General features: G+C 68.7%; 22 protein-coding genes. 16 read left to right on the forward strand and 6 right to left on the reverse strand.

Annotated features, from left to right (window positions below):
- Positions 1–9 precede the first annotated feature (9 nt).
- From KM427_RS04285 to KM427_RS04345, 13 genes are all read left to right on the forward strand, one after another.
- The gene (locus KM427_RS04285; RefSeq protein WP_215526375.1) at positions 10–882 is read left to right on the forward strand and encodes a mycofactocin-coupled SDR family oxidoreductase; all 873 of its coding nucleotides are present in this window, start codon (positions 10–12) and stop codon (positions 880–882) included.
- A 17-nt stretch (positions 883–899) separates the two neighbouring features.
- Positions 900–1,688, forward strand: a complete 789-nt coding sequence (locus tag KM427_RS04290) for an SDR family oxidoreductase (protein ID WP_215526376.1) — start codon at positions 900–902, stop codon at positions 1,686–1,688.
- A gap of 276 nt (positions 1,689–1,964) precedes the next feature.
- The gene (locus tag KM427_RS04295; RefSeq protein ID WP_215526377.1) at positions 1,965–2,987 is read left to right on the forward strand and encodes a thiamine pyrophosphate-dependent dehydrogenase E1 component subunit alpha; all 1,023 of its coding nucleotides are present in this window, start codon (positions 1,965–1,967) and stop codon (positions 2,985–2,987) included.
- A 46-nt stretch (positions 2,988–3,033) separates the two neighbouring features.
- Positions 3,034–4,047 carry an alpha-ketoacid dehydrogenase subunit beta gene (locus KM427_RS04300; RefSeq protein ID WP_286674311.1) on the forward strand — a complete coding sequence of 338 codons (1,014 nt, stop codon included), beginning with the start codon at positions 3,034–3,036 and terminating at the stop codon, positions 4,045–4,047.
- Positions 4,048–4,076: 29 nt separating this feature from the next.
- The gene (locus tag KM427_RS04305; protein ID WP_215526378.1) at positions 4,077–4,934 is read left to right on the forward strand and encodes a mycofactocin-coupled SDR family oxidoreductase; all 858 of its coding nucleotides are present in this window, start codon (positions 4,077–4,079) and stop codon (positions 4,932–4,934) included.
- A gap of 284 nt (positions 4,935–5,218) precedes the next feature.
- The gene (locus KM427_RS04310; RefSeq protein WP_215526379.1) at positions 5,219–6,652 is read left to right on the forward strand and encodes an amidohydrolase family protein; all 1,434 of its coding nucleotides are present in this window, start codon (positions 5,219–5,221) and stop codon (positions 6,650–6,652) included.
- The gene (locus tag KM427_RS04315) at positions 6,649–7,587 is read left to right on the forward strand and encodes a hypothetical protein (RefSeq protein WP_215526380.1); all 939 of its coding nucleotides are present in this window, start codon (positions 6,649–6,651) and stop codon (positions 7,585–7,587) included. Before KM427_RS04310 ends, KM427_RS04315 begins: the two co-directional genes overlap by 4 nt.
- Before the next feature lie 82 nt (positions 7,588–7,669).
- Positions 7,670–8,878: a M24 family metallopeptidase gene (locus KM427_RS04320; protein ID WP_215526381.1), complete on the forward strand. Its 1,209-nt coding sequence runs from the start codon at positions 7,670–7,672 to the stop codon at positions 8,876–8,878.
- A 52-nt stretch (positions 8,879–8,930) separates the two neighbouring features.
- Positions 8,931–10,031 carry an ABC transporter ATP-binding protein gene (locus KM427_RS04325; RefSeq protein WP_215526382.1) on the forward strand — a complete coding sequence of 367 codons (1,101 nt, stop codon included), beginning with the start codon at positions 8,931–8,933 and terminating at the stop codon, positions 10,029–10,031.
- A 93-nt stretch (positions 10,032–10,124) separates the two neighbouring features.
- A complete protein-coding gene (locus tag KM427_RS04330; RefSeq protein WP_215526383.1) occupies positions 10,125–11,189 on the forward strand; it encodes an extracellular solute-binding protein in 1,065 nt (354 codons plus the stop codon).
- Positions 11,190–11,209: 20 nt separating this feature from the next.
- Positions 11,210–12,973 (forward strand): ABC transporter permease subunit, encoded by a 1,764-nt coding sequence (locus tag KM427_RS04335; protein ID WP_215526384.1) that lies wholly within the window; start codon positions 11,210–11,212, stop codon positions 12,971–12,973.
- A 51-nt stretch (positions 12,974–13,024) separates the two neighbouring features.
- On the forward strand, positions 13,025–13,870 hold the full coding sequence (locus tag KM427_RS04340) for an EamA family transporter (RefSeq protein WP_215526385.1): 846 nt from the start codon (positions 13,025–13,027) through the stop codon (positions 13,868–13,870).
- A 59-nt stretch (positions 13,871–13,929) separates the two neighbouring features.
- Positions 13,930–14,760 carry a FadR/GntR family transcriptional regulator gene (locus KM427_RS04345; protein WP_215526386.1) on the forward strand — a complete coding sequence of 277 codons (831 nt, stop codon included), beginning with the start codon at positions 13,930–13,932 and terminating at the stop codon, positions 14,758–14,760.
- Positions 14,761–14,835: 75 nt separating this feature from the next.
- On the opposite strand, the gene KM427_RS04350 is transcribed toward KM427_RS04345, so the two are convergent.
- From KM427_RS04350 to glyA, 6 genes are read right to left on the reverse strand one after another with little or no spacing between them, the layout of a single operon-like run.
- The gene (locus KM427_RS04350) at positions 14,836–16,209 is read right to left on the reverse strand and encodes an L-serine ammonia-lyase (protein WP_215526387.1); all 1,374 of its coding nucleotides are present in this window, start codon (positions 16,207–16,209) and stop codon (positions 14,836–14,838) included.
- Positions 16,200–16,805: a sarcosine oxidase subunit gamma gene (locus KM427_RS04355; protein WP_215526388.1), complete on the reverse strand. Its 606-nt coding sequence runs from the start codon at positions 16,803–16,805 to the stop codon at positions 16,200–16,202. Before KM427_RS04355 ends, KM427_RS04350 begins: the two co-directional genes overlap by 10 nt.
- Complete coding sequence (locus tag KM427_RS04360; protein ID WP_215526389.1) at positions 16,798–19,668, reverse strand: sarcosine oxidase subunit alpha family protein; 2,871 nt, start codon at positions 19,666–19,668, stop codon at positions 16,798–16,800. The genes KM427_RS04355 and KM427_RS04360 overlap by 8 nt, the downstream gene beginning before the upstream one ends.
- Positions 19,665–19,958: a sarcosine oxidase subunit delta gene (locus KM427_RS04365; protein WP_215526390.1), complete on the reverse strand. Its 294-nt coding sequence runs from the start codon at positions 19,956–19,958 to the stop codon at positions 19,665–19,667. Before KM427_RS04365 ends, KM427_RS04360 begins: the two co-directional genes overlap by 4 nt.
- A 20-nt stretch (positions 19,959–19,978) precedes the next feature.
- Entirely contained in the window at positions 19,979–21,199 is a 1,221-nt protein-coding gene (locus KM427_RS04370) for a sarcosine oxidase subunit beta family protein (RefSeq protein WP_215526391.1), read from the reverse strand.
- Complete coding sequence (gene glyA / locus KM427_RS04375) at positions 21,196–22,497, reverse strand: serine hydroxymethyltransferase (RefSeq protein ID WP_215526392.1); 1,302 nt, start codon at positions 22,495–22,497, stop codon at positions 21,196–21,198. Before glyA ends, KM427_RS04370 begins: the two co-directional genes overlap by 4 nt.
- A gap of 63 nt (positions 22,498–22,560) precedes the next feature.
- Between glyA and KM427_RS04380 the strand changes: the two genes are divergently transcribed.
- The 3 genes from KM427_RS04380 (at position 22,561) to KM427_RS04390 (ending at position 25,318) form a co-directional block, all read left to right on the forward strand.
- The gene (locus KM427_RS04380) at positions 22,561–23,241 is read left to right on the forward strand and encodes a GntR family transcriptional regulator (RefSeq protein ID WP_252275046.1); all 681 of its coding nucleotides are present in this window, start codon (positions 22,561–22,563) and stop codon (positions 23,239–23,241) included.
- A 571-nt stretch (positions 23,242–23,812) separates the two neighbouring features.
- Entirely contained in the window at positions 23,813–24,010 is a 198-nt protein-coding gene (locus KM427_RS04385; RefSeq protein ID WP_252275049.1) for a HepT-like ribonuclease domain-containing protein, read from the forward strand.
- Positions 24,011–24,280: 270 nt separating this feature from the next.
- Positions 24,281–25,318 carry an FUSC family protein gene (locus KM427_RS04390; protein ID WP_215526394.1) on the forward strand — a complete coding sequence of 346 codons (1,038 nt, stop codon included), beginning with the start codon at positions 24,281–24,283 and terminating at the stop codon, positions 25,316–25,318.
- The last annotated feature ends 56 nt before the right edge of the window (positions 25,319–25,374 follow it).

The raw sequence follows: 25,374 nt of genomic DNA on the forward strand, positions 1-25,374 counted from the left end.
GAACTCCTCATGTCCAAGTCCTATCTGATCACCGGCGGTGCCCGCGGACAGGGCCGTGCGATCGCCCTCAAGGCCGCCTCCCAAGGCGCCAACGTGGCGCTCGTCGACGTGTGTCACGACCTGGATACGGTGCCCTACACGCTCGGCAGCGAGGACGATCTCGACACCACTCGCACGATGGTGGAGCAGTTGGGCGCGAGATGCCTCACGATCGTGGGGGACGTCCGGTCACAGCAGGACATGGATGCTGCGGTGACGGCCACGATCGACAGATTCGGTGCCCTCGACGTCCTGTGCGCCAGTGCCGGCGTACACAGCTTCGTTCCGCTGTGGGAAATGGACGACGACACGTGGAGCACGGTGCTGGACGTCAACCTCACCGGCGTGTGGCGAGGCATCAAGGCGGTCGCACCCCACATGATCGCTCGTGAGCAGGGAAGCATCGTCATCACGTCGTCGGTGATGGGCCACGAGTCCGGCAAGGACCTGGCGCACTACGCCGCATCGAAGCACGGTGTGTTGGGCCTGATGAAGAGCACGGCGTACGAGCTGGGCAGGTACGGCGTTCGCTGCAACGCGGTGCTGCCGAGCGTGGTGCACACCGCGATGGGTGAGAACCCCGAGACCCGCAAGTGGATCTTCGGGCGCGACGACGCCACCACGGCGGACTACATCCAGGCGACCAAGCACTGGCACCTGCTGCCGGGCCGGCCCGGTCTCCCGCCCAGTGCGATCGCGGACGCGGTGGTCTGGCTCAGCTCGGACGAGGCGCGCTACATCACGGGTGTCGAACTGCCGGTGGACGCCGGTCATCTGCAACTCCAGGGCTTCAATCACGAGGTCGTCGAACGCGAAGGGGAGGCCGTCGGACCGTGGTACTGAATGAGCGATCGAGAGTCGTGGTCATCTCCGGGGGCGCTCGCGGGCAGGGGCTCAATCACGCGAGGGCCTATGCACGAGCCGGCGACCACCTGGTGCTGCTGGACGCGCCGGGTGTCTCCCTGCCCACCGTGCCCTATGAGCTGGCAGACGGAGAGGATCTCGAAGCGGCCCGGGCAGAGGTCGACGCGCTGGGGCGGGGGAAGGTCCTGGCCTATTCCGTCGACGTGCGGGACGCCGAGGCGGTCAAGAGTGCGGTGGACGACGCCGCTGGCCGGCTGGGCGGGGTCGACGTGGCCGTCGCCAACGCCGGTGTGTTCAGTTTCGCGCCCAACACGTGGGAGCTGGAGCCGGAGACCTGGCGTGAGTGCTCCGATGTGATCCTCTTCGGAAGCTACGCCGTGGCGCGAGCCTGCATCCCGCACATGCTCGGTCGCACCGGCGCCAATCTAGTGTTCGTGGGGTCGGTGTCGGCACACAAGGGGATCGCGTCGACGGCTCACTACGTAGCGGCCAAGCACGGCGTGTTCGGGCTGACCAAGACGCTGGCCATCGAGTTGGCTCCCCACGGGGTGAGGTCCAATATGGTCTCGCCCACCGCGACCCGTACGCACATGGCCACCAATCCCGCCATGGGCAGGTGCGTGGAATATCAGGAGAGCAACGGCTCGGACATGTCGAACCTGCTCGACGTGGACCTACTCGATCCACAGGACATCACCGAGGCTGTGGTGTGGGTCTCCTCGCAGCGGGCCCGCTACGTGACCGGCGAGGTGATCAAGGTCGACGCGGGCTTCACGGTGCGCTGAACCGATGTACTGAACCAACAGAGCCGAAGGGCCTGACGCCGTACCCGACGTCGGGCCCTTCGGCGTTGGTCCGGGCGGAACTCGGTGCGCTGCGGCCGAGTACCGGTCCGTGACGGAGACTCGGGGAAGTTCGCCGAGGCGAAGTCATTGACCCAGTGGTCGACATCACTTACGGTTAACCGGTCAGACCAATAGACCTACAGACCAGTGCCATGGTGTGGGCGCCCACTCGGGCGCTCGACCACGAGATCCGGTCCGTCATGGAAGGGACTGTGCGTGCCCAGCAGCGTAGAGACGACCCCGATCACCGACGAGCAGGCGATCGAGCTGTTTCGGACCATGACCTTGGTCCGGGTGTTCGAGGAGCGGGTGCACACCCTGTTCCAGGATGGTGAGCTGCCGGGCCTGCTGCACCTGTGCTCGGGCCAGGAGGCCGTGGCGGCCGGGGTGATGGCCCACCTCGGGATCGCCGACATGATCACCTCGACCCATCGCAACCACGGTCACGCCCTGGCGAAGGGTGTCTCGCCGGCGGCCATGATGATCGAGCTCTACGGTCGGGCCGGCGGCACGAATGACGGCAAGGGTGGGTCTATGCATATCGCCGACGCCACGGTCGGCCACCTCGCCAGCGGCGGGATCGTGGGAGCGGGTGGACCGCTCGCCATGGGCCCCGCGCAGGCGGCCCTTCTTGATCGTCGGCCAGATGTCTCCGTGTGCTTCTTCGGAGATGGGGGCGCCCAGCAGGGAACGATCCTCGAGTCCATGAACCTCGCCGCGGTCTGGAACCTCCCGGCGATCTTCGTGTGCGAGAACAACGTCTTCGGGCAGGCCACGCCGATCAGCTACGCCTCCGCCGTACCGCCGCACCAGCGAGCCGCAGGCTTCGGGCTGTCGGCGGAGCTCGTGGACGGCCAGGACGCCGTCGCGGTGTTCGAGGCCGCCGGCCGGGCCGTGGAACGAGCCCGGCGAGGGGAGGGCCCATCGTTCCTCGAGTGCACGACGTACAGCTATCACGGCGCCTGGGAGGGGGAGTCCAAGCGCAGCTATCGACTTCCCGAGATCGAGAACGACTTCCGCTCACGAGACCCGCTTCGGATCCACGCGGACCGTCTCGCCGCGCAGATCGACGACTGGGAACGACTGCGAGACGGCATCGAGGACGAAGTCCACGACCTGGTCGACGACGCGGTCGAGGCGGGTAGGTCGGCGAGCCGGCCGGATCCGGCCTCGGCGCTCGTCGGCGTGTACGCCGACGAGACGTCTCGTGTCGACCGCGAAGGCCTCAGCGTCTACTGAGCGACCCCCGAGCTTCCAGACATCCGAGAGAGACAAGGGCCAAGACGTGCGCAAGATCAGTTACTCCGACGCCATCAACGACGCGTTGCGGGAGGAGATGCGGCGCGACCCCAAGGTGATCGTGACCGGGGAGGACGTCGCCGGCGGCGCGACGCTGCGCGGATTCGAGCGCGCCGATGCGTGGGGCGGGGTGTTCGGGGTGACCCGTGATCTCGTCTCGGAATTCGGCCGCGAGAGGGTGATCGACACCCCCATCTCGGAGTCGGCATACCTCGGCGCGGCGATCGGCGCAGCCACCCAGGGCTTCAGGACCGTGACCGAGATCCAGTTCCTGGACTTCATCGGCGTCTGTCTCGACCAGGTCGTGAACCAGGCGGCCAAGCTTCACTATGCTCGCGGCAGTTCGGGGTCGGGCATTCCCATCGTCGTTCGAGCGATGGTGGGCGCCGGAGTCCGGGCGGGCGGCACGCAGTCGCAGAGCTTCTACTCCTCGATCGCCCACTTCCCCGGTATCAAGGTCGTGGCCCCGTCCAATCCGGCGGATGCCAAGGGCCTGATGACCGCGGCGATCCGCGACCAGGACCCGGTCTTCTTCATGGAGCACAAGGGGCTCTACGAGACCAAGGGCGAGGTTCCCGAGGGCGAGTACGTCGTGCCGATCGGACGGGCGGCGATCGTCCGCGAGGGTGCCGATGTCACGGTCGTGGCCATCGCCAGGATGGTCGACCTCGCGGAGCAGGCCGCGGTCATCCTGGCCGAGGAGGGTATCGACGTCGAGGTCGTGGACCCCCGGACGATCGCCCCCCTCGACTACAGCACCATCGCCGCGTCTGTCACCAAGACCGGCCGGCTCGTCGTCGTCGACGAGGACACCCCCCGCTGCTCGGTCGCGTCCGACATCGTCGGGCTGGTCGCCAGCCGAGACTTCGGGTCGCTGCGGGCCGCCCCGGCGATGGTCACGGCGCCGCACACTCCAGTGCCGGCGGCACCCGAACTGGAGGACGCCTACATCCCGACGGTCGACCACGTCGTCGACGCCATCCGGCGTGTCCTCCGCTAACCCCCCCAGCCCGTACTCGAGAGGAAGTCATGGGTCTGCATTCAGGAAAAGTCGCTCTCATCAGTGGTGGGGCTCGTGGTCAAGGTCGCGAGATCGCCCGTCGGCTGGCCGCCGAGGGAGCCGACATCGCGATCTTCGATCTCTGCGCTCAGCCGGCTACGTCGCAGTACCCGGGTGCCACGGAGGAGGATCTCGCTGAGACCGTGCGGATCGTCGAGGCGGCGGGGCGGCGCTGTTTCCACCGCATCGTCGACGTCCGCGACCACGCAGCCGTGTCCACCTTCGTCGACGACGCTGTCGCCGAGCTCGGTCGGCTCGACATCGTGTGCGCCAACGCAGGTCTCGTGACCTGGATCCCGTTCCTCGATCTCACACCGGCCGACTGGGCCGAGGTCAACGACATCAACGTGACGGGTGCGTTCAACACGGTTCAGCCCGCGTTGCGTCACCTCGTCGAGCAGCGGTCGGGCACCGTCGTCCTGACCTCCTCGGTCAACGGTCTCGAGCCCGGCGAGAGCATCGGCCACTACACGGCGTCCAAGCACGCCGTGCTCGGCCTCATGAAGAACCTGGCCCTGGAGTTCGGCCCGCACGGCGTGCGGGTCAACGCGGTGATGCCCAGTGCGGTCAACACGGTGATGGGGAACAACAGCACCAATCTCAAGTGGATCTTCGGCCGCGACGACGCGACCGAGGAGGACTACCTCGCCGCGACCCGTCAGTGGCACGTGCTGCGGAACCAGCCGGCGCTCACGCCCGACGTCGTGGCCGGTGTCGTCTCCTGGCTGGTGAGTGACGACGCTCGCCACCTGACCGGGATCTCGGTTCCGGTGGACGCGGGGCACCTCGTCCTGCCCGGCTTCAACCACAACCCCATCACGGAATGAGGCCGAGGCCCCGTCGAGTGTCGCGAGACCTGACGGGGCCGACTCGCGAACGCTCTCATTGACCGCCTGCCACGCGTGTGCGCAGGCCCTCGCCGAGGTCGTGCCCCCATCGAGCCGGCCTCCCCGAGCGGGCTCCGCTCCACGTCCCCGACGCCTCGGCTCGTCACCAGCTGGGGCCGACGCCCGGTGCGGGCGCGGACGGAAGGGCGGCAGCGCCATCGTCTCCCGCGCCCACCGCGGCCTGCGCTTGAAAAGGCCTGCGCACGAAAGACGAGAGGAAGCACGTGGATCCCAATCACTACGACCTGATCCTCGAGGGAGGCATGGTCGCGAACGCGGACGGTGTCTTCCCCGGCACCGTCGCGGTGTCCGGAGGAACGATCGCCGGGGTCTGGTACGCCGCCGACGCCCCGCCGATGACGGCGGACCGGCGTCTCGACTGTGCCGGCCGGTGGGTGCTCCCCGGCGGGGTGGACCCGCACGTGCACGTGGGGATCACGTTCGGAGACGTCCAGACGCCCGAGGACCATGCGGCGTGCTCGCGGGCCGCCCTGCTCGGCGGGACCACGACGATCGTCGACTTCGCGATCGGTCGGCCGGGGCAGTCCCCGCTGGCGGCTGTCGAGGAGAGGTTGGCCGGCGCCCGAGCCGGCTCGATGGCCGACTATGCCCTGCACGGCTGCTTCACCGATCGCGATGGTGGGGTCATCGATCAGGTCCCTGAGCTGGTCGACCGAGGGGTACGGACGATCAAGGTCTACACGACGTATCGCGGCCAGATGATGGCGAGCGACGCGCTGATCCGCGCGGTGATGGAGCGGTTGCTGCCGCACGCCGGGATGACCTACGTGCACGCCGAGGACAACTCGATGATCGAGGCCATGATGGCCGATCTCGGGCGGACCGGCCCGATCGGCTTCGAGCGGATCAGAGAGGCCCGGCCGGAGGCGGCCGAGGTGAAGGCGGTGCGTCATGTGCTCGGCATCGCCGCTGAGGTAGGCGCCCCGGTCTACTTCGTGCACCAGTCGACGCCTGAGGCGACCCGGTTGACCCGAGCCGCTCGAGCGGATGGCCTGCCGGCGTACGCCGAAGTCTGTCCCCACTACGCCCTGCTCGACGACTCGGTGTACTCCCAGCGGGGCGGAGAGTACTACACGTGCTGCCCCCCGTTGCGCAGTCGCGGGACGATGGAGGCTCTCATGCGGGCCGTGTGCGCCGGCGAGGTCGACACGCTCGCGAGCGACCACTGCGCCTTCGGCACCACGATCAAGACCGATCGGCGCCACGACTTGACCACGATGCCCTTCGGCATGCCGGGGGTGCAGACCAGGCTCCCGTTGATGCTGTCGGAGCTCGTCGTCCACCGCCGGGTCCCGGTCTCCGCGGCGGTCGCTCTCCTGTGTGCGAACCCTGCGCGACTGTCCGGGCTGTCTCCCCGCAAGGGCGTGATCGCCACCGGCGCGGACGCCGATCTCCTGGTGTGGTCGGAGTCGGGTGAGACCGAGGTGACGGTCGCCCGGCTCCGGCAGGACTCGGACTACACGCCCTTCGAGGGCCGGCGGATCCACGGCTCCCTCGATGTCGTGGTCCGTGGGGGTCGAGTGGTGTGCAAGGACGGGGAGCTGGTGGACGAGTCGCCCGGGCAGCTGCTTGCTTCGGGGCCGATGCTCCACGACAAGATGCCGACGGCCGGCTCGATACAGGAGGTTTCCGCGTGACCAATGTCGTTGTCGCTGGCACCACGCCAACGAGTCTTCACTTCCTTCGTCAATCCCTCGGACAGCCCACGGTGGAGGTGGTTGGTCTCGTCACCGACGACCCCGACGAGGTGGCCTACGCCTTCGTCCATGACTCCGCGGTCACAAGGTTTCGCGGTACGGCCACGCGCGTGGCGGACGCGTTGGTCCTCGCCGGTCGCCACGGTCGCGGGGGACTGCGCCACGACCACATCCCGCTCTACGCGAGCCTCGACGAGGCACTGGGCAACGATCGCCATGTCGACTGCGTGGTCGTCGCAGAGGGCTGGCCCGACCTGGGCGCGGCGCTCGACACCCCGGTCGTGCGACTGGACGTCGACGTACCCGATCCGTTGGCGGACGTCGTCGCCCGGGTCGGCGAGGCGTTGGCGGCGCTCGCCCCGGTGACGCACCTGTTCGTCACCGCGGTGGGAGGGGCGAACCCCGGCCAGACCGAGCGGGACCTGCTCTGGGCGCGTCGGGGCAACCGAGCCGGGCTGTCGTCTCGGCCCGGTGGCGGCGTCGCCAGCCTCGAGTGCCAGGTGGTGGGGGACGCGGCAGAGCGCGTGGTGGTGAGCTCGGTCTTCGCGGTGTTCGGTGAGCCGATCACCGAGGAGGCCGTGCGGCGCCGGCTTCGGTCCGCGGGCCGCAACAGCCTCGCCGACAGCGTGCGGCAGGAGGAGGGCCCGGTCGGCACCTTCGACGTCCTCGGGTCGTCGGCGAGCGTGCTCGACCTGGGGAGTCTGCAGGTGACCAGCGACGCCGTGTCTCTGGCACTGTTCACCGACCCGCTGGCGGCGCGGACCCGCCTCGCTCTCGCGCAGGTGTCCGGCTCGGCCCGTCCGGCCGAATGGCGGGCGGGCACGGTCCTATGGGAGAACCGCGACCCATCGGCCAGCGCGACCACCATGGCATAACGGTCAGACCAGCAAACCTCTTGACGTATGGCCGCATGACCAGAAAGATGTGATGCAGATGACAGGAGAGGGGTTCGACGTCGTGGCTTCAGCACGTGAGTCGGCGAGTGGCACCACGCCGAGCTGGGCGGAGGGCATCGCGGAGCTCCAGATGCCGATACCGCGTGAGGAGATGGAGGGTCGCCGCGATCGCATCGTCGAGCGGATGGCCCGGGATGGGATCGACGCGGTCGTGTTCACCACGCCGCAGAACCTGGTCTACCTCACCGCGAATCAGGCCGGCGGCCGCGCAGCGGGCAATCGGCTGGCGATGAGCTCGAACGGTGAGCACCGCTTCATCCTGCGCGAGATCGATCGCGGCTGGGAGGGAGTCTGGAAGGACCAGAACTGGGTCGACAACTGGGTGTCCTACCCCGATCGGGAGAAGACCAACGAGGTCATCGCTCGCGAGCTCAAGGAGATCTGCCCCGGAGGCATCCGTCGGCTCGGTCTCGAGATCGACCGCAAGTCGATCACCTATGAGGACATCCAGGCTCTGGTCCGGTTGACGGGCGCCGAGGAGGTGGTCTCGTGTTCCTACCTGGTCGAAGACATGCGCGTCGTCAAGTCCGAGGCCGAGCTCGCCCTGATGCGGAACGCCGGAAAGATCTCCTGCGCCGCGTCGGATGCCATCGTCGACGCGTTGCGCAACGGCGCGTCGGACGTGGAGGCGGCGATGGCAGCGCAGAGTGTGATCTACGCGAGCGGAGGCCAGCACCCGCCTCAGGACCCGTACGTCTTCTCCGGTCCCGGAGGTGAGACCGGGCATGCGCCGTGGTTCCGTGTCCGGGCGGCCGAAGGCGAGCTGACGACCTGGTTCATCAGCGGTGTGGACCACCACTACGCCTGCCCGATCGAGCGGACCGCGATCAAGGGCAGGGATCTCTACGGCGCGCAGCCGGCCATCGACGCCGTCGCCGCAGCGGTCGAGGCCGTCCGGGCCAACATCCGTCCGGGGATGACCTCGCACGATGCCTACATGTACGCGTACAACGCCTACGACGAACGCGGGTACGCCAAGTACTTCATGAACCATGCCGCCTACTCGCTGGGGATCTACTGGCCCGAGTTCGAGCTGTTCCGGCTCCGTGGCAACGACCAGCGCGTCGTCCGGGAGGGCATGGCCTTCCACCTGGTCCCGCTCCTGGTGATTCCCGGTCTCGGGACCTTCTGTTCCAGTCGATCGATCGTGGTGAGAGAGGACGGCGGTGAACTGCTCAATGACTATCCAGCAAAGGTCGGCCCGGTCTAGTGAGTCTGGTGATGGCAGCGATCGCTCGTCGATGGGCGATGGGGGTATGCCCGTGACCTCCGCCCCGGAGTCGTCGGTCCGTACCGAGGCGATCCGGCTCTCCGGCGTCAACAAGTCCTACGGCGAGGTTCAGGCGGTCAAGGACGTCGACGTGCACATCGAGGCGGGAGAGTTCGTCACCCTCCTCGGTCCCAGCGGATCGGGCAAGACGACGCTCCTGCAGTTGATCGCAGGATTCCTGCAGCCGGACAGCGGGACCGTGTACTTGAACGGCCTCGATGCGACCAAGCTCGAGCCGCACTCGCGTGAGCTCGGGCTCGTCTTCCAGCACTACGCGCTGTTTCCCCACATGGACGTCGCAGCGAACGTCGCCTACGGACTGCGGCTGCGCAAGAAGCCCAAGGCCGAACAGCGAGAACGCGTGGCCGAGTGCCTGCAGATGGTGGATCTCGAGGGGATGGCCGATCGCCGGCCTGACGAGTTGAGCGGTGGTCAGCGGCAGCGGGTCGCGTTGGCCCGGGCCCTGGCGTTCAACCCCTCGATCGTGCTCCTGGACGAAGCGCTGGGCGCACTCGATCGGCGGCTGCGCCACTCGCTGCAGTTCCAGATCAAGGAGATCCAGCGCACCGTCGGCTCGACCTTCGTGCATGTCACCCATGACCAGGAGGAGGCCATGGCGATGAGCGACCAGATCATCCTCATGCAGGAGGGCGGCGTGGTTCAGCAGGGCTCGCCGCGTGATCTGTACGAGGAGCCTGCTTCCGAGTTCGCTGCCATGTTCATGGGAGAGACCAACCGGCTCGTGGGTAGGGTGGCGGGGATTCGCGACCACGAGGTGGACCTCGAGCTGGGCGGGGCGCGCGAGATCCTGACGGTTCGTCGGCCCGGCTCCCAGGTAGGCGACTCGGATCCCGTGGTCGCATGCATCCGCCCCGAGCGGGTGCACCTCGCCAGGCGCGATCAGCCGCCCGCCTTGTCCGGGCGGCTGCGGAAGTCGACGTTCATGGGTGATCACCAGCGTCACGAGGTACAGGTAGGCGACGGCCTGCTGGTGCTCAAGGAACCACCCGGCGGCCTGCCTGCACCCAGCCCCGGGGAGGTGGTCGGCCTCGTGCTCGACCGCGAATCGGTGCACGTCTATCCCGCGCCCTAGGCGCCAGTTGTCCCTGCGGCAGCTCGGCGCGGGGTCGATCTCGGGCATCAGTCTCACCTGAACTCACATCCACTCTGAAGAACAGGACTGCCAATGCAAGAGAAGAGAGTTGCGCGATCGGCCCTGGTCGCCGCAGGCATCGTGCTCGCATCGACGCTGGCCGCCTGCGGAGGCGACGACAACGCGTCCGAGAGCGCCGACAAGATCGTCCTCGCCGACGGCGGGGGCACGTTCGGTGAGGCTGCCGCGGAGGCCATCTACAAGCCGTGCGGCGAGGAGCTCGGGCTCGAGGTCGAGGTCGTTCCCTACGACTACTCGGTGGGACAGATCAAGGCTCAGGTGCAGGGCCCCCAGGAGTGGGACGTCGTCTCGCTGGGTGCCTTCCTCACCGACGAGGACGCCGCCTCGATCCTGGCGCCGATCGACACCGAGATCGTCGACCGCGAAGGGCTGAACGATGCCCTTCTCTTCGACTACTGGGTCCCCTACGACATCACCGTGATCGGCCTGGGCCACAACACCGACAAGATCAAGGGCGAGCCGTCCACCTGGGCGGACCTGTGGGACGTCGAGAGCTTCCCGGGTCGCGGCACCCTGGAGAAGAACGCCGTCAACTACAACCTCGAGCTGGCCCTCCTCGCCGACGGCGTCGCACCCGCGGACATGTACCCGATCGACTACGACCGGGCCTTCAAGAAGCTCGACGAGCTCTTTGAGGCGCGAGAGATGATGTTCTACGACTCGGGCACGACCCTCGTGCAGCAGTATCAGACCGCAACGGCGGTGATCGGTTCTGCTTGGGGCGGTCGCTTCCACCAGGCGGCAGCGGAGGGCGCGCCCGTCTCGATGTCGTCCGAGGGTGCGATCCAGGCCTTCACGAGCTGGGCGGTCCTGAAGACGGCACCGCAGACGGAGAATGCGATGCGCTTCATCAACTGTGCGATCAGCGCGGAGCGGCAGGCGGCGTTCATCGAGGCCTTCCCCGGTGAGGCTCCCGTCAACTCGGCCGCCTTCGATCTGCTGCCCGCCGAGCTGCGGGACGCCCTGCCGGCGCCCGACGACCCGAACATCCTCAACTCCTCGGTGAAGTACTGGGCCGAAGAGTTCGACACCGCGACCGAGCGGTGGAACCAGTGGCTCGCCAAGCACGGCGGATGACGAGACGAAGGTAGCTCTGGGTGTCCTCTCACGAGAACATGCCGACCCGCACGATGACCAGGGTGGTGCTCCTGCGGCGCGCCCTGGTCATCGTGCCCGTGGCATACGTCTTCGCGTTCTTTGTAGCGCCGGTCGTCGTCGAGTTCCTGAGCAGCGTGCGGTTCCCCGACTTCACGCTCGGGGAGTATGCGAAGTTCGACGACGGGCCGGCCGTGCGCCGCGCGATGCTGAACTCACTGGCGATCGCGTTCCAGTCGAGCGTGCTAGCCGCCCTGCTGGGCCTGGTCCTGCTCAGCGGTCTCGCCGTGTGGGGCGGCATGGTCCGTGCGGTCGTGATCGCGGCGTTGCTGATCCCGTTCGCGGCCAGCGAGCTGGTCCGGATCGTGTCCTGGGTGCTCGTGCTCGGGCCCAACGGTCCGGTCTCCCGCGCCCTGGAGACGGTCTTCGATTCCGCTCCGACGCTGATCGGTAATCGCGCCGGCGTGCTCATCGGCCTGGTGCACGTCGAGTTGCCGTTCTTCGTCCTCAGCGCGCTTCCCACGGTGCTGGCGGTTCGACCGGAGTATGTGCGGGCGGCCGCCAGCATGGGCGCCAATCGTTGCCAGCGGCTCTTGTCGGTCACGTTGCCACTGTGCCTGCCGGGCATCCTCGCGGCGTGGGCGCTCGCCTTCATCCTGGGTCTGGCCTACTACGCCACACCGACCCTGCTCGGCGGCACGAACGAGCAGACGACGCTGCCCTCGCTGATCATGTCGAGCATGTTCACCACCGCCGACTGGAACCAGGCGGCCGCGCAGGGAATGCTGTTGCTGGGCCTGGCCGTGGTCGGCTGCTTCGTGGTAGCGCGCTTGGGCGGGTTGAAGGTCCTGTACGCGGGCGCGTCCTCGGGAGCCTCAGGGCGGCCCGCGCCTCGGCGCAGGCGCTTCGCGGCGTTGAGCTCGGTCGTCTACTCCACCTCGTTCCAACGCCTCTCCAGCGTCTTCGACTGGGTGCCGGTGCGGGTTGCTCTCGTCGGACTGCGCGGGCTGTTGACCGCGGGCATCCTGCTGTTCCTGATCACCCCGGCCTTGGCGGCGGTCCCCGCTTCGTTGGGCTCCTCCACCCTGATCCAGCTCGTCCCGGATGAGTTGTCCCTTCGCTGGTACGCGGAGCTGTTCCGGGATCCGGCCTGGGCGGCGGCGCTGGTGACCAGTGCGACCGTCTCCATCGCCGCGGCGCTGCTCGCGACGGCGATCGGTCTCTGTGCGGCCATCGTCCTGGTCAAGGGCTGGGTGCGCCATCAGGCGGCCTACTTCACCCTGCTGCTCCTGCCCATGATCATGCCGCTGCCCGTCATCGCGCTCGGGCTCTTCTTGGTCATGGAACACGTGGGCCTGGCGTTCACCTGGGGGTCCCTGCTGATCGGCTACACCCTGTTCGCGTTGCCGTACGCGGTCATCGTGCTGACCACGGGCCTGCAGTCGTTCGACTGGACGCTGGACACGGCCGCCCAGTCCCTCGGTGCCCGTCCGCTCGAGCGCCTGCGCGACATCTGGGTGCCGATGCTGAGACCCACGTTCATCGTCAGCGTCCTCTTCTGCTTCATCATCGCCTTCACCGAGCTCGTGTTCGCGCTGTTCATGCGGACGACGGACCTCACGACCCTCCCGGTGAAGATGTGGACCGGACTCCGCTACAACCTGGACCCGACGGCGGCGGCGGTCTCGGGGCTGACCTTCATGCTGACGATCGTGGTCCTCGTCGTGGGCTACGCGTGGCGGTCGGTATCCGGACGAACGCGATGACGCCGGTCCACCTCAGTCTCACGAGCCGGGCGGCGGCTCGAAACTCATCCCGTGATCGGCCGTGTCCTCACTATGAACGCAGTCCACTTCGCGCTGTTGGCCGCCTTCTCGTACGGGACGGGGGACTTCCTGGCGAGCTACTTCGCGCGACAGGCCTCTGCGGTCGGCATCGCGATCGTGAGCCTCTTCGCAGGCGGGGTGTCGCTGCTGGCCGCGGCGGTGGTCGTGCCGGGCAGCTGGAACGTCGGCGACCGCCCGTGGATCCTCTCGGCGGCGGTCTGCAACGCAGTCGGGACGGCTGCGCTCTTCCGGGGCCTGGCTGTCGGTGCCGTCTCCCTGGTTGCGCCCCTGTCCGGAGTGGTCGCGAGCGTCATCGCGTGTCTCTGGAACGTGGGGACGGGCGGCGTTGTCGGTGGCGCGACGGCAGCGGGACTCGGGCTGGGGGCGCTGGCCATCCCGCTGATGGCGGGCGCCCCGGTGCGCGGCGTTGCATCGAGACCCGATGCTGCGGGTCTCGGCCTTCTCGCGGGGGTGGGGTTCGGTGGCTCCTGGGTGTCGATCAGCAACTTCGACGAGTCCTCGGGTCTGCTGCCGATCGGTGTCGAGCTGGTCTTGTCGGCGATCGTGTTGTGCGGGTTTGGCCTCCGGCCGGCCGGCTCGGCCACGTTGGCTCCGCGCTTCGTGGCCGCAGCCTCGGGCGTCGGTCTGCTCGGAGGCGTGGCGACCGCGTGCTTCGTCGCCTCCACCCGCCACGGTGAGGTGGCCAGTGCCGCCGTCATCGCCGCCCTGTATCCCGGCGTGGCTGTGTTGTGGGCGCGGTACTGGTACGGAGAGGTACTCGGCCGGCGCCGGTGGGGGTTGGTACTGGCGGTCGCCGCGGTCTGCCTGATGGCCTGAGGCTCTCCGAATCCTGGAGTGAGTGGACGCCACTGCGCAGCCGAGGTAAACTCGGCAGCATGTCTGCTGAGCGGTCTGACCGCCTGACCTTTAGGCCGATCGCGCCGACGCGTCGGTATCTCCAGGTCGCCATGCAGCTCTTGCAGGCGATCGGCGAACCCGAGGGATTGAAGGTCGGCGACCGACTCCCCTCCGATCGAGACCTGGCCGACCGGATGGGTGTCAGCCGGTTGACGGTTCGCGAGGCGATTCTCGCGCTCGAGGTAGTAGGGATCCTCCAGGTGCGCTCGGGCGACGGGACCTTCGTGGCCAATGACAGCCAGAAGCAGTCGCCGTTGCGTGAGCTGCTGGCGTCCAGCGACTTGCGGCCGCCGAACGCCGAGGTGATCGAGGCGCGGCTGCTCCTCGAGCCGGTGGTGGCGTCGCTGGCGGCCCGACGGGCCCCGGATGCGGCGATCGCCGACCTGGAGCGCCTGCTCGCCGAGACCGAGGTGCTGGTGGATGACATCACCAAGCTCGCGGAGTTCATGAAGATGTCCCTGGGATTCCACGCCGAGCTGCTGAGCCAGTGTGGGAACGCCCATCTGGCGGCGTTCGCGTCCGCGCTGGTCGACCTGGATGAGCATCCACTGTGGACCCTCCTGAACGCGCACGCGATGCAGTCCGCCGAGGCGCGGCGGGAGCAGGTCGTCGAGCACCGCCGGATCCTCGAGGCGGTGCGACGCCGAGACGAAGCAGGGGTTGCCGCCTTGGTCTCCGAGCATCTGCAGCACCTGCGCAACAGCATCGAGGCGTTGGAGCTAGATGCCGCGCGGACTGAGAAGCACGATTGGGCCGACGTCGACTCCGCGCCGCCGACGACCTCCGCCGACAAGCTCGCGTCCCCGTAGTCCGGTCTGCAGTCGGACCCGCCCGGAGACTGATCCGGCCGGCGGTCTAGCTTCGGTCCGGTCTGGACCGCGCCTTCAGCACTCGATCACGTTGACGGCCAGGCCGCCTCGTGAGGTCTCCTTGTACTTGGTGGACATGTCCCGGCCGGTGTCTCGCATGGTCTTGATCGCTCGGTCCAGGCTGACCTTATGTGTCCCGTCGCCGGCCTGCGCGAGGCGGGCTGCGTTGATCGCCTTCACCGAGGCGATGGCGTTGCGCTCGATGCAGGGGATCTGCACCAGTCCACCGACGGGGTCACAGGTCAGCCCGAGGTTGTGCTCGATCCCCACCTCGGCAGCGTTCTCGACCTGTTCGGGCGTGCCGCCGAGCACCTCGCACAGTGCGCCCGCGGCCATCGCGCAGGCCGAGCCGATCTCGCCCTGGCACCCGACCTCGGCGCCGGAGATGGATGCGTTCTCCTTGAAGAGGATTCCGATGGCTCCGGCGGTGAGCAGGAAGCGGACGATGCCGTCCTCGTCGGCGTCGGGGATGAACCGGTGGTAGTAGTGCAGCACCGCCGGGATGATGCCGGCGGCGCCGTTGGTCGGAGCGGTGACGATCCTGCCGCCGGATGCGTTCTCCTCGTTGACGGCCAGGGCGAACAGGTTCACCCAGACCGCAGCCTGCATCGGATCCTCGCTGGGGGTGTCGGCGAGAAGGCGCTGATAGAGCCCGGGCGCCCGACGTGGGACGCGGAGCCCGCCGGGCAGCACTCCGGTGCGATGGCAACCACGTTCGACGCAGTCGACCATCACCCGCCACAGGTGCAGGAGGCCGTTGCGGACCTCGTCCTCACTGCGCCAGGACAGCTCGTTGGCGAGCATGACGTCGCTGATCCGAAGTCGCTCGCGGGCACATATCTCCAGTAGGTCTGCGCCACTGGAGAAGGGATAGCGCACGACCGTGGGGTCAGGCACGATCCGGTCGCTGCCGCTGGCCTCCTCGTCCACCACGAAGCCGCCCCCGACCGAGTAGTAGACCCGCTCGGTCAGCGACTCTCCGCCGGCACCGTAGGCGCGGAAGAGCATCCCGTTGGGATGGCCCGGCAGTGACTTGCGCCGGTGGAGCACGAGGTCCGTGTCGGGGACGAAGGCGATCGGTGTGGCGCCCAGCAGGCGCAGACGCTGTGCCCGCTCCACGTCGTGGACTCGATCGTCGGCGGTCTCGGTGTCCACCGTGGCTGGATCTGCGCCCTCCAGGCCCAGGATCACGGCCTTGGCCGACCCGTGCCCGTGCCCCGTGGCGCCCAGGGATCCGAAGAGCTCGACGCTGACGCGTTCGACCCTGGCCGCCAGGCCGGTGCTGTGCAGCTCGTCGGCGAAGCGCTTCGCGGCGCGCATCGGTCCCACGGTGTGCGACGAGGAGGGGCCGATGCCGATCGAGTAGAGGTCGAAGACGCTCAGCGGCATCGAATGTCCTCATGGAGACCGAACTCGAGGAGAGCATCGCGCAGCCAGGCGACCAGGTAGGCGGCGAAGGACGAGCGGGGCAGCAATCGGTAGGTGTCGGGCGTGGTCTGCCACAGCAGCAGCGGGACCGGGCCCACGGTTGCCGTGATCGCCATGCCCGGGTGGAACCTCCGCGGATGCAGGTCGGCCGCGCAGCCCTTCTCCAGGGCCTCGCGTGCGTGCGGGCCACTGAGCTCGAGGGTCGTGCGATTTGCGGAGACGTCGATGACGGCGCCGGAGCTGTCTCCGAGTGCGTCGACGAGCGCCTCGGTGAGTGCCTCAGGCTCGTCGGTGGAGACGACGAGCCACTCGTCGGGGCCGAGCCAGAGAGCGGTGTGTGGTCCATGGCTCGAGGTCGCCGCACACCTGTCGGGGAGCGCGGCGCCCAACACCGTGGCCAGCCGGGCACCGGCCGGGCCTCCGGGGTCCACGCGGATGCCGACCATGGTCAGGTACGGCACCTCGCGCAGGGAGGTGTCCGCCTCGGCGAGGAGAGCCTCGGGGTCGAGGTACAGGTGCGCCAGCGGGCTCTCCCGCCACGCGGTGTGATCAGCCATCACGTTTGGTCCCTTCGCGGTCGTAGAGGACCGGATCGGAGACCCGGACCGGCACGAGGTGCTCGCCGACGGTGGCGAGCACCGTCTGTCCATGCAGCTCACGTCCACCACAGAGCAAGGCGAGGGCGAACGGGCTGTCCAATGCGGCACTGAGATAGCTCGATGTCACATGTCCGAGGGAGATCAGCTCTCCGCCCGGGGTCACCGCCCGGTCGGTCTCCGCCACCAGCTGCGCGCCCTCCGGGATTCGGGTTTGGCCGTCCACGGGGAGCAGGCCCACCAGCTGCTTGCGGTCGGGACGTTGGTTGTCGACCCGGTCGAAGGACCGCTTGCCGACGAAGTCCTTCAGCTTCGAGACGACCCAGTCCATCCCGAGGTCCTGGGGGGTGACGGTGCCGTCGGTGTCCTGACCCACGATCGCGAAGCCCTTCTCCGCGCGCAGCACGTGCATCGTCTCGGTGCCGTACGGCGTGATGTCGAAGTCCTGGCCGGCGGCGTGGATCTGCTCCCAGACCGCCTTGCCGTACCAACCGGGCACGTTGACCTCGTAGGCGAGCTCGCCGGAGAAGGAGATGCGGCAGATCCGCGCGGGTACACCCGAGGCCAGCTTCGTGTCCCGGAAGGTCATGAAGGGGAACGCGTCGTTGCCGAGATCGATTTCCGGGGCGATCCGGCCGACCACGTCTCGGGCGCGCGGACCGACCACGGCGATGGTCGACCAGTGCTCGGTGACCGAGGTGCAGGTGACGTCGAGATCCGGCCACTCGGTCTGCAGCCACTCCTCGAGCCACTCCAGGATGTGGGCTGCGCCGCCGGTGGTCGTGGTCATGAAGTAGCGGTCGTCGGCCAGGCGCAGGGTGACGCCGTCGTCCATCACCATGCCGTCCACGGAGCACATGACGCCGTACCTGGCGCTACCTACGGCGAGCTTCTTGAAGCCGTTGGTGTAGATGCGGTTCAAGAACTCTCCGGCGTCCGGCCCGACCACCTCGATCTTGCCGAGTGTCGTGGCGTCCATCATGCCGACGCCGGTCCGGGCCGCGCGGCACTCGCGGAGCACCGCGTCGTCCATGCTCTCGCCGGCGCGAGGGTAGTACCAGGGGCGCAGCCATTGACCCACGTCCTCGAAGACCGCGCCGTGCTCCACGTGCCAACGGTGGATCGGGGTGACGCGCTCGGGATCGAAGAGACGGCCGACCTCGCGCCCGGCCAACGCCGCGAACGAGACCGGTGTGAAGGGGGCTCGGAACGTGGTCGTCCCGATCTCGCCCGGGCTGCTCCGATCGCCCAGGGCGGCGGCGATCACGCCGATGGCGTTGACGGCGGAGGTCTTGCCCTGATCGTTCGCGGTGCTGATCGAGGTGTAGCGCTTGACGTGCTCGACGCTGCGCATCCCGGCCCCGACGGCTCGCCACACCTGCGGCACCGTCTCATCGCGCTGGAGGTCGACGTAGTGCTCGTGCCAGGTCCCTGGCCCGCCGGAGCGGCCCGGAACCAGCCACACGGGCCGGACGGAGCCGAGTCCACCTCCGGTGCCGGTTGGTGCCGTTGACTCGGTGGGGAAGCCGGACGCCGTGGCGGCCTCGACCCCGGCCCGCGTCCCCTGGGCGAGTGCACCCGCAAGGGTGAACTCGCCGTGAGCGGCTCCGACGACGTGCTGGTGGGGGACGGTGCCGCTGGGCACGAACGCCGCACTGGCCTCGTGCCACTTCAGTAGGCCCTGCCGCTGGCTGTGCAGGTGCACCACCGGGCTCCAGCCTCCCGAGACGGCCAGGGTGTCGCACTCGATCCACTCGCCGGGTCCCTCCGGCGAGTCGTCGTCGGTCAGTGGGGCGACCTCGACGCCCGTCACGCGCCCCGCGCCCGCGGTGTCGCGCACCGCGCTGCCGGTGATCACCCGGGTGCCGAGGCGCGTGAGCTGCTCGGCAACGGTGGGGCGTGCGTCGACGACCGCGGCCACGTCGATGCCGGTGTCGAGCAGGTCGCGGACCAGTTCGTAGGCACTGTCGTTGGTGGTGGCGACGACCACGCGCTCGCCGGGCCGGACCGCATAGCGGTTCAGGTAGGTGCGGACCGCCCCGGCGAGCATGATCCCGGGCCGGTCGTTGTTGGCGAAGACGAGCGGCCGCTCGTGAGCGCCCGTCGCCAGTACGACCTCGCGGGCCCGGATGTGCCACACGCGCTGGCGCGCTGTGTGGGCGGGTGGGACGTCGAGATGATCGGTCCGGTGCTCGACGGCGAGCACGTAGTTGTCGTCGTAGGAGCCGAATGCGGTGGTGCGGGTCAGCAGGGTCACCTCGGGGTGACCGGTCAGCTCCGAGCAGACCTCGGCGACCCACTCCAGGGCGGTCCGGTCGTCGATCGACTCGGTCGAGGCGGCCAGCAGGGACCCGCCTGGCTCGCTCTGATCGTCGACGACGATGACCCGGGCTCCGCTTCGTGCTGCGGCCAGTGCCGCGGCCAGGCCCGCGGGGCCGGCGCCCACCACGAGCACGTCGGCGTGCTGGAACCGCTTGTCGTAGATGCTGTTGTCCTGCGCGGTGTCGAGCCGTCCCATGGCCGTCCTGGTCTCGACCGCGAGCCCGGCCCGCACCGGCAGCGTGGTGGCGGGCGTGAGCGCCTCACCGCTGCGATCGATCACGCACACCATGGCGTTGGGCTCCTCCACGCCGGCCGCGATGATTCCGCGGGGCCGACCGTGATAGAGCGACGGCGCTACGCCGAGGCGTCCGTGGGCCAGCAGGGCGGAGGCCACGGTGTCGCCGGGGTGCGCGGCCAGCTCCTCCTCGTCGACCCGGATGGTCACCGTCCGACGCCGGTCGATCCGGCCTCCGGTCGGCAGGCGGTGCGATGCGTCGCTCATGCGCGGTCTCCCGTCACGTCGCTCGGTCGAGGCTCGTCGAGTCGGTAGACCGCGAGCACTCGGTGGGTGGCGGTGTCGCGCACCACGTTGAACCATCGGCGACATCCCATGGCGTGCGCCCAACGCTCGGCGAAGGGGCCCTTGGGGTTGTCGCGGAAGAACAGGTAGTCCGCCCACTCGGCATCGGTGAGGGCCGATGGATCCTCGGGGTAGGACACGTGTGCCTGACCGCCGTAGTGGTACTCGATCTCTTCGCGGGGCCCGCACCAGGGGCAGGAGAGCAACAGCATGTGGATACCTCGGATCCTGGTCAGTGAGCCACTGCGGCGGCGCCGTGTTCGTCGATGAGGGCACCGGAGGTGAACCGCTCCAGGGCGAACGGACGGTTCAGCTCGTGAGGCTGCCCGGTCGCCATCGTGTGGGCCAGGGTCCAGCCGGCCGCGGGCGTGGCCTTGAAGCCGCCGGTCCCCCAGCCGCTGTTGACGTAGAGGCCCTCGACCGGCGTGCTGCCGATGATCGGCGACGCGTCCGGCGTGACGTCGACGACCCCGCCCCACGTGCGCAGCACCTGGGCCCGTCCGAAGACGGGGAACAGCTCGATCGCCGCAGCCATCTGGCGCTCGATGACGTGGAAGGAGCCGCGCTGCCCGAAGCCGTTGTATCCGTCGACGCCGGCTCCCATCACCAGCTCGCCCTTGTGAGCCTGCGAGGCGTAGACGTGGACGTGGTTGGACATCACCACCGTCGGGTGGATCGGCTCATGGAGCTCGGAGACGAGAGCCTGCAGGGGATAGGACTGTAGGGGCAGCCGCACCCCCGCCCGTGCGGCCAGGATGCTGGTGTGGCCGGAGGAGGCGATCCCCACCGTCGCCGTTCGGATGACGCCGCGGCTGGTGCGAACGCCCACCACCCGCTCGCCCGCCTTCACGATGCTCTGGACCTCGCAGTTCTGGATCAGGTCGACGCCGAGGCGGTCGGCGGCGCGCGCGAAGGCCCAGGCGACGTGGTCATGCTTGGCGATCCCCGCACGAGGCTGGTAGGTCGCCCCGAGGACCGGGTAGCGGCTCTCCGGGGAGACGTTGAGGATCGGGCACACCTCGGCCACCTCGTCGGGTCCCAGCCAGGAGGCATCGATGCTGTTGAGCCGGTTCGCATTGACCCGACGACGGCTGTCGCGGACATCCTGCAGTGTGTGGGCGAGGTTGAGCACGCCACGCTGGCTGAACAGGAAGTCGTAGTCGAGCTCGTCGGGAAGCGACTCCCACTGCTGGAGAGCGAAGTCGTAGATCGACGCGCTCTCGTCCCACAGGTAGTTGGACCGGATGATGGCGGTGTTGCGTGCCATGTTGCCGCCGCCGAGCCACCCCTTCTCCAGGACCGCGACGTTGGTCAGTCCGTGGTTGCGCGCGAGGTAGTAGGCGGTGGCCAGCCCGTGGCCACCGCCACCCACGACCACGGCGTCGTAGGACAGCGCCGGTTCGGGGTTGCGCCAGAGCCAGTCCGGGTGCTCGGGCAGTGCCTCCGCGCTCATGCGAGGGCGCCGTTCGTCAGCGCCGGGGTCTGGTAGAGCGGGAAGCGCGCAGCGAGGTCGGCCACCTGGGAGCGGAGGGCCGGCAGACGTGACTCGTCGGTGCCCGCCAGTGCCGTGGCGATCACGTCGGCCACCTCGGTGAAGGCGGTCGCGTCGAAGCCCCGGGTGGCCAGCGCCGGCGTCCCGATCCGCAGCCCGGAGGAGACCATGGGTGGCCGAGGGTCGAACGGGACGGCGTTGCGATTGACCGTGATCCCGATCTCGTCCAGGAGACGCTCGCCCTGAGCGCCGTCCAGGGCGGACTCGCGCAGATCGACCAGGACCAGGTGAACGTCGGTGCCGGCGGTGAGCACGGAGATGCCGGCAGCGCGGACGTCCGCGCCGGTGAGCCGCTCCGCGATCTGCCGGGCCCCGGCCAGGGTCCGGCGCTGGCGCTCGTGGAACGGCTCCTCGGCTGCCAGCTTGAAGGCGACGGCCTTGGCCGCAATGACGTGTTCGAGTGGCCCGCCCTGCTGCCCCGGGAAGACCGCGCTGTTGATCTTCTTGGCTAGCCCGGCCCGCGACAGGATGACACCGCCGCGCGGTCCGCCGAGTGTCTTGTGGGTGGTCGTGGTGACGATGTCGGCGTGCTCGACCGGGTTCGGGTGCAGCCCGGCCGCCACCAGGCCGGCGAAGTGCGCCATGTCCACCAGGAGGTAGGCACCGACGGCGTCCGCGATCCGGCGGAACTCGGCGAAGTCGAGCTGGCGGGGATAGGCGGACCAGCCCGCGATGATCATCCGGGGGCGGTGCTCGAGTGCCAGCCGTTCGACCTCCGCCATGTCGACGCGTAGGTCGGTCGGGCTGACGTGGTAGGCGACGACGTCGTAGAGCTTGCCCGAGAAGTTGAGTCGCATGCCGTGGGTCAGATGGCCGCCGTGGGCCAGGTCGAGGCCGAGGATGGTGTCCCCGGGCTCCAGTAGGGCGGAGAGCGCCGCGGCGTTGGCCTGTGCGCCGGAGTGTGGCTGGACGTTCGCCGCCTCGGCGCCGAAGAGCTCCAGCACGCGCTCGATCGCCAGGCGCTCGATCGTATCGACATGCTCACACCCGCCGTAGTAGCGCCGCCCGGGATAGCCCTCGGCGTACTTGTTGGTCAACACCGAGCCCTGGGCCTGCATCACCGCGAGCGGGGCGAAGTTCTCCGACGCGATCATCTCCAGCGTGGTCTGCTGACGCCGCAGCTCGGCGCCGATCGCGGCGCTGACGAGGGGGTCGGTCGTAGCCAGATCGCTGGTCAACTCGGGTGCTGGGGAAGACATCGCTCTCCTGATGGACGGTTGAAGTACAGTTGATATATCAGCGTGGCGACTAATCTATGTCACGTGGGTGAGTCCGTCAACGAGATGTCCGTCGACGCCGTCGACCCGACCCTGTCGCTCTCCGAGCGCGCCTACCGGTTGATCCGTGACCGTCTGGTGATGCTGGAGATCGCGCCAGGGTCACCGATCAACGAGGAGCGTCTGGCGGTCTCGATCGGCGTCGGGCGTACGCCGATGCGCGAGGCGCTCAAGAGGCTCGAGCACGAGCGCCTGGTCGCGGTCTATCCGCGGCGTGGCACCTTCGCCACGGACGTCAACATCACCGACCTCGCCCACATCTCGGAGGTCCGGCAGCGCCTGGAGCCGCTGGCCGCCGCGACAGCGGCGACTCGAGCGACCGCGGCCGAGCGCACTGCGCTGTCGGCGCTGGCGCGGGAGGCAGCCGCTACCGACTCGGATCTGTCGAGCGGTCCGGACCGCCTGATGCGCCTGGACCTGCGGATCCATCGCGCCCTCTACGTCGCCACGCACAATCCCTTCCTGCAAGACACGCTGGTGAGCTACGACAACCTGGCCACGAGAATCTGGTGCCTGTTCCTCGAGCGCTTGCCCGGGATGGCAGGCCACGTGCGCCAGCACGAACCCCTGATCCGCGCCGTGGTCGCAGGTGAGCCCGAGACGGCCGCGGCGCTTGCCTCGGCGCACGTGGCCCACTTCGAGCAAGAGGTCCGCTCCCTGCTGTGAGTGTGCAGCTCGGGGCGTGCCAGAGACTGGACACTCGCAATCGGCCAGGATCCCGGACGGCTCCACGAGCCTCGATGCTTCGCGAGCTTGGTTGGCTCGGCGTTGACGCCATCGCCATCGATCGCGGCTCGCCAGGCCTGTTCGGGGATATCAGGTTGTCCGCGGGTCGCCAACGACAACACGCTTACTAGCCCCACGACACACGAGTCGCCTGCCCGGAGCCTCGGGACGGGCGCCTCAACCTTGCATTTTGACAGAAGGTCAGTCCATTTCAGGCGTCGTCAGTTCGATCCGGGTGGTCTCGGCTCGCTGCGGTTGTCGTGTCGGCAAGCGTCTGTGTCGAATACGTGCTGAAGTTGCCCGTGCCGCGGCATCACCGCAGGTCAGGGCTTCGAGCGGCGCGGACCGTAAATCCGTCGGTCCGTTAGTGCTGGATCGCGACGCGATCGTGAGCTGTGTCGCCGGTTCGGCGTCAGCCGCATGGTGGTGTTCGGGTCGGCGGTGACGGGAGCTTTCGACGAGGCCGTCCGACCCGATGTTGCGCTCAGCGGTCGAGCGGACGATTCAGATCGTGGAGGACGCGCTGAACCGCCTGAGCCGCGTGGACCCCGAGATCGCGGCCATTATCCCCGATCTCCCCAGGATCGTCGCCTTCCGCAACGTCCTGGCCCACGGCTACGCCATCATCGATGACGAGCTCGTCTGGGAGGTCGCGGCCACTCGTGCCGCGCCACTGGCCGAGATGCTCAAGCGGTTGCTGGCCTCTTAGGCGCGGGGCCGTCGGGAAACGTCGGTGTTGGCAACCTCGGCCGGGCCTGCCCGTCTGCCGGTGACTCACGCTTGGGGGCCTTCGTCCGTGTCCGGCCGGTAGGTCGCCCCGTTGGGGTTCCGGACGTCCCTCTCGGAGCCGTACCGGCAGCCACTCGATCGGCTGCTCGTCCGTGCTCTCCAGGGAGGGACCGACCAGCCGGGTGTCGCCGGGCAGGGTTGACGGCAGACTCGTGGTTCACTCAGGCGTCCGAGCATGGAAGGGGACCAGGTGATCCAGACTCTCGGCGACCGGGCCAGGGCGGTGACCGGGAGTTGGCGGGTGGTGGTCCGTCTCAGCGTGGCTCCGGCGCTGGCGTGGTGGGTCTCGATGCAGATCTTCGAGCACAACCAGGCCTTCTTCGCCCCCATCGCTGCCGTCCTGACCCTGACGATCGGTACCGGCGAGCGACTCTCGATCGTCGTCGAGATCGTCATCGGCGCCGCCTTCGGCATCCTGGTCGGGGAGTTGCTGGTGCTGTCGATCGGGCGCGGGACCTGGCAGCTGATGCTGGTCGTCGCGCTGGCGGTGATCAGTGCTCGCTTCGTGGGGCTGCCCGGCCTGGCGGTGACGCAGGCGGTGATCTCCGGTGTCCTGCTGGTCGCGGTGGTCCCGCTGCCGGGCATGACCGATCCCGCGCTGACCCGGTTCGCGGATGCGCTGATCGGCGGCCTGATCGCGCTGGGCATGATCATCGTGCTGCCGGCCAACCCGGTCCGGGAGATGGAGCGTGGCATCCAGGACCTGCGCGAGGAGCTGGCGGCCATCCTGGACAAGGTGGCGCGAGCGCTGCGGGAGCAGGACTCCGGCAAGGCGGCCGAGGCGCTATCGCAGGCTCGCTCGACGCAGTCGATGATCGACACGGTATCGGCGCTGGCCGACAGCGGGAGCGAGATGGCTCGGCTCTCGCCGTTCCGATGGCGGCAGCGCACCGAGATGGCACGACGGGTCAGCGCTCTCATCGAGCTGGACCATGCGGTGCGCAACACGCGCGTCCTGACCCGGCGGACGGCGGCGATGCTGCGTCACGACGAGCGGGTGCCTGTCGGACTCGCGGAGTCGGTGGCCGAGCTGGCCCGGTTGGCGCGTACCGACGCGGAGAACGTGCCGGCACTGATCGAGGTCGCCAGGTCGGCGATTCGCGCGGCCTCGGGGTCCTTGACGATCAACACCGCCGCGCTGGCCTCCCAGATCCGGGCGATCGTCGCGGACATGATGCTCGCGGCCGGCACGCCGTACGACGACCTGGACAACGTGCTCGACTTCTAGCCTGGCTCCAACGGGTTCGGCCCACTGCCCTGGGCGACTCGCGCACCTGACGAATC

The sequence above is a fragment of the Nocardioides sp. LMS-CY genome (assembly GCF_018732145.1).
Taxonomy (GTDB): Bacteria; Actinomycetota; Actinomycetes; order Propionibacteriales; family Nocardioidaceae; genus Nocardioides; species Nocardioides soli.

Excerpts from the sequence above, each read along its gene's own strand:
- KM427_RS04345 (WP_215526386.1), top strand. The coding sequence starts at position 13,930 with ATGTCTGCTGAGCGGTCTGACCGCCTGACCTTTAGGCCGATCGCGCCG.
- KM427_RS04370 (WP_215526391.1), bottom strand. The coding sequence starts at position 21,199 with ATGAGCGCGGAGGCACTGCCCGAGCACCCGGACTGGCTCTGGCGCAAC.
- KM427_RS04330 (WP_215526383.1), top strand. The coding sequence starts at position 10,125 with ATGCAAGAGAAGAGAGTTGCGCGATCGGCCCTGGTCGCCGCAGGCATC.
- KM427_RS04350 (WP_215526387.1), bottom strand. The coding sequence starts at position 16,209 with ATGCCGCTGAGCGTCTTCGACCTCTACTCGATCGGCATCGGCCCCTCC.
- glyA (WP_215526392.1), bottom strand. The coding sequence starts at position 22,497 with ATGTCTTCCCCAGCACCCGAGTTGACCAGCGATCTGGCTACGACCGAC.
- KM427_RS04365 (WP_215526390.1), bottom strand. The coding sequence starts at position 19,958 with ATGCTGTTGCTCTCCTGCCCCTGGTGCGGGCCCCGCGAAGAGATCGAG.
- KM427_RS04355 (WP_215526388.1), bottom strand. The coding sequence starts at position 16,805 with ATGGCTGATCACACCGCGTGGCGGGAGAGCCCGCTGGCGCACCTGTAC.
- KM427_RS04305 (WP_215526378.1), top strand. The coding sequence starts at position 4,077 with ATGGGTCTGCATTCAGGAAAAGTCGCTCTCATCAGTGGTGGGGCTCGT.
- KM427_RS04285 (WP_215526375.1), top strand. The coding sequence starts at position 10 with ATGTCCAAGTCCTATCTGATCACCGGCGGTGCCCGCGGACAGGGCCGT.
- KM427_RS04360 (WP_215526389.1), bottom strand. The coding sequence starts at position 19,668 with ATGAGCGACGCATCGCACCGCCTGCCGACCGGAGGCCGGATCGACCGG.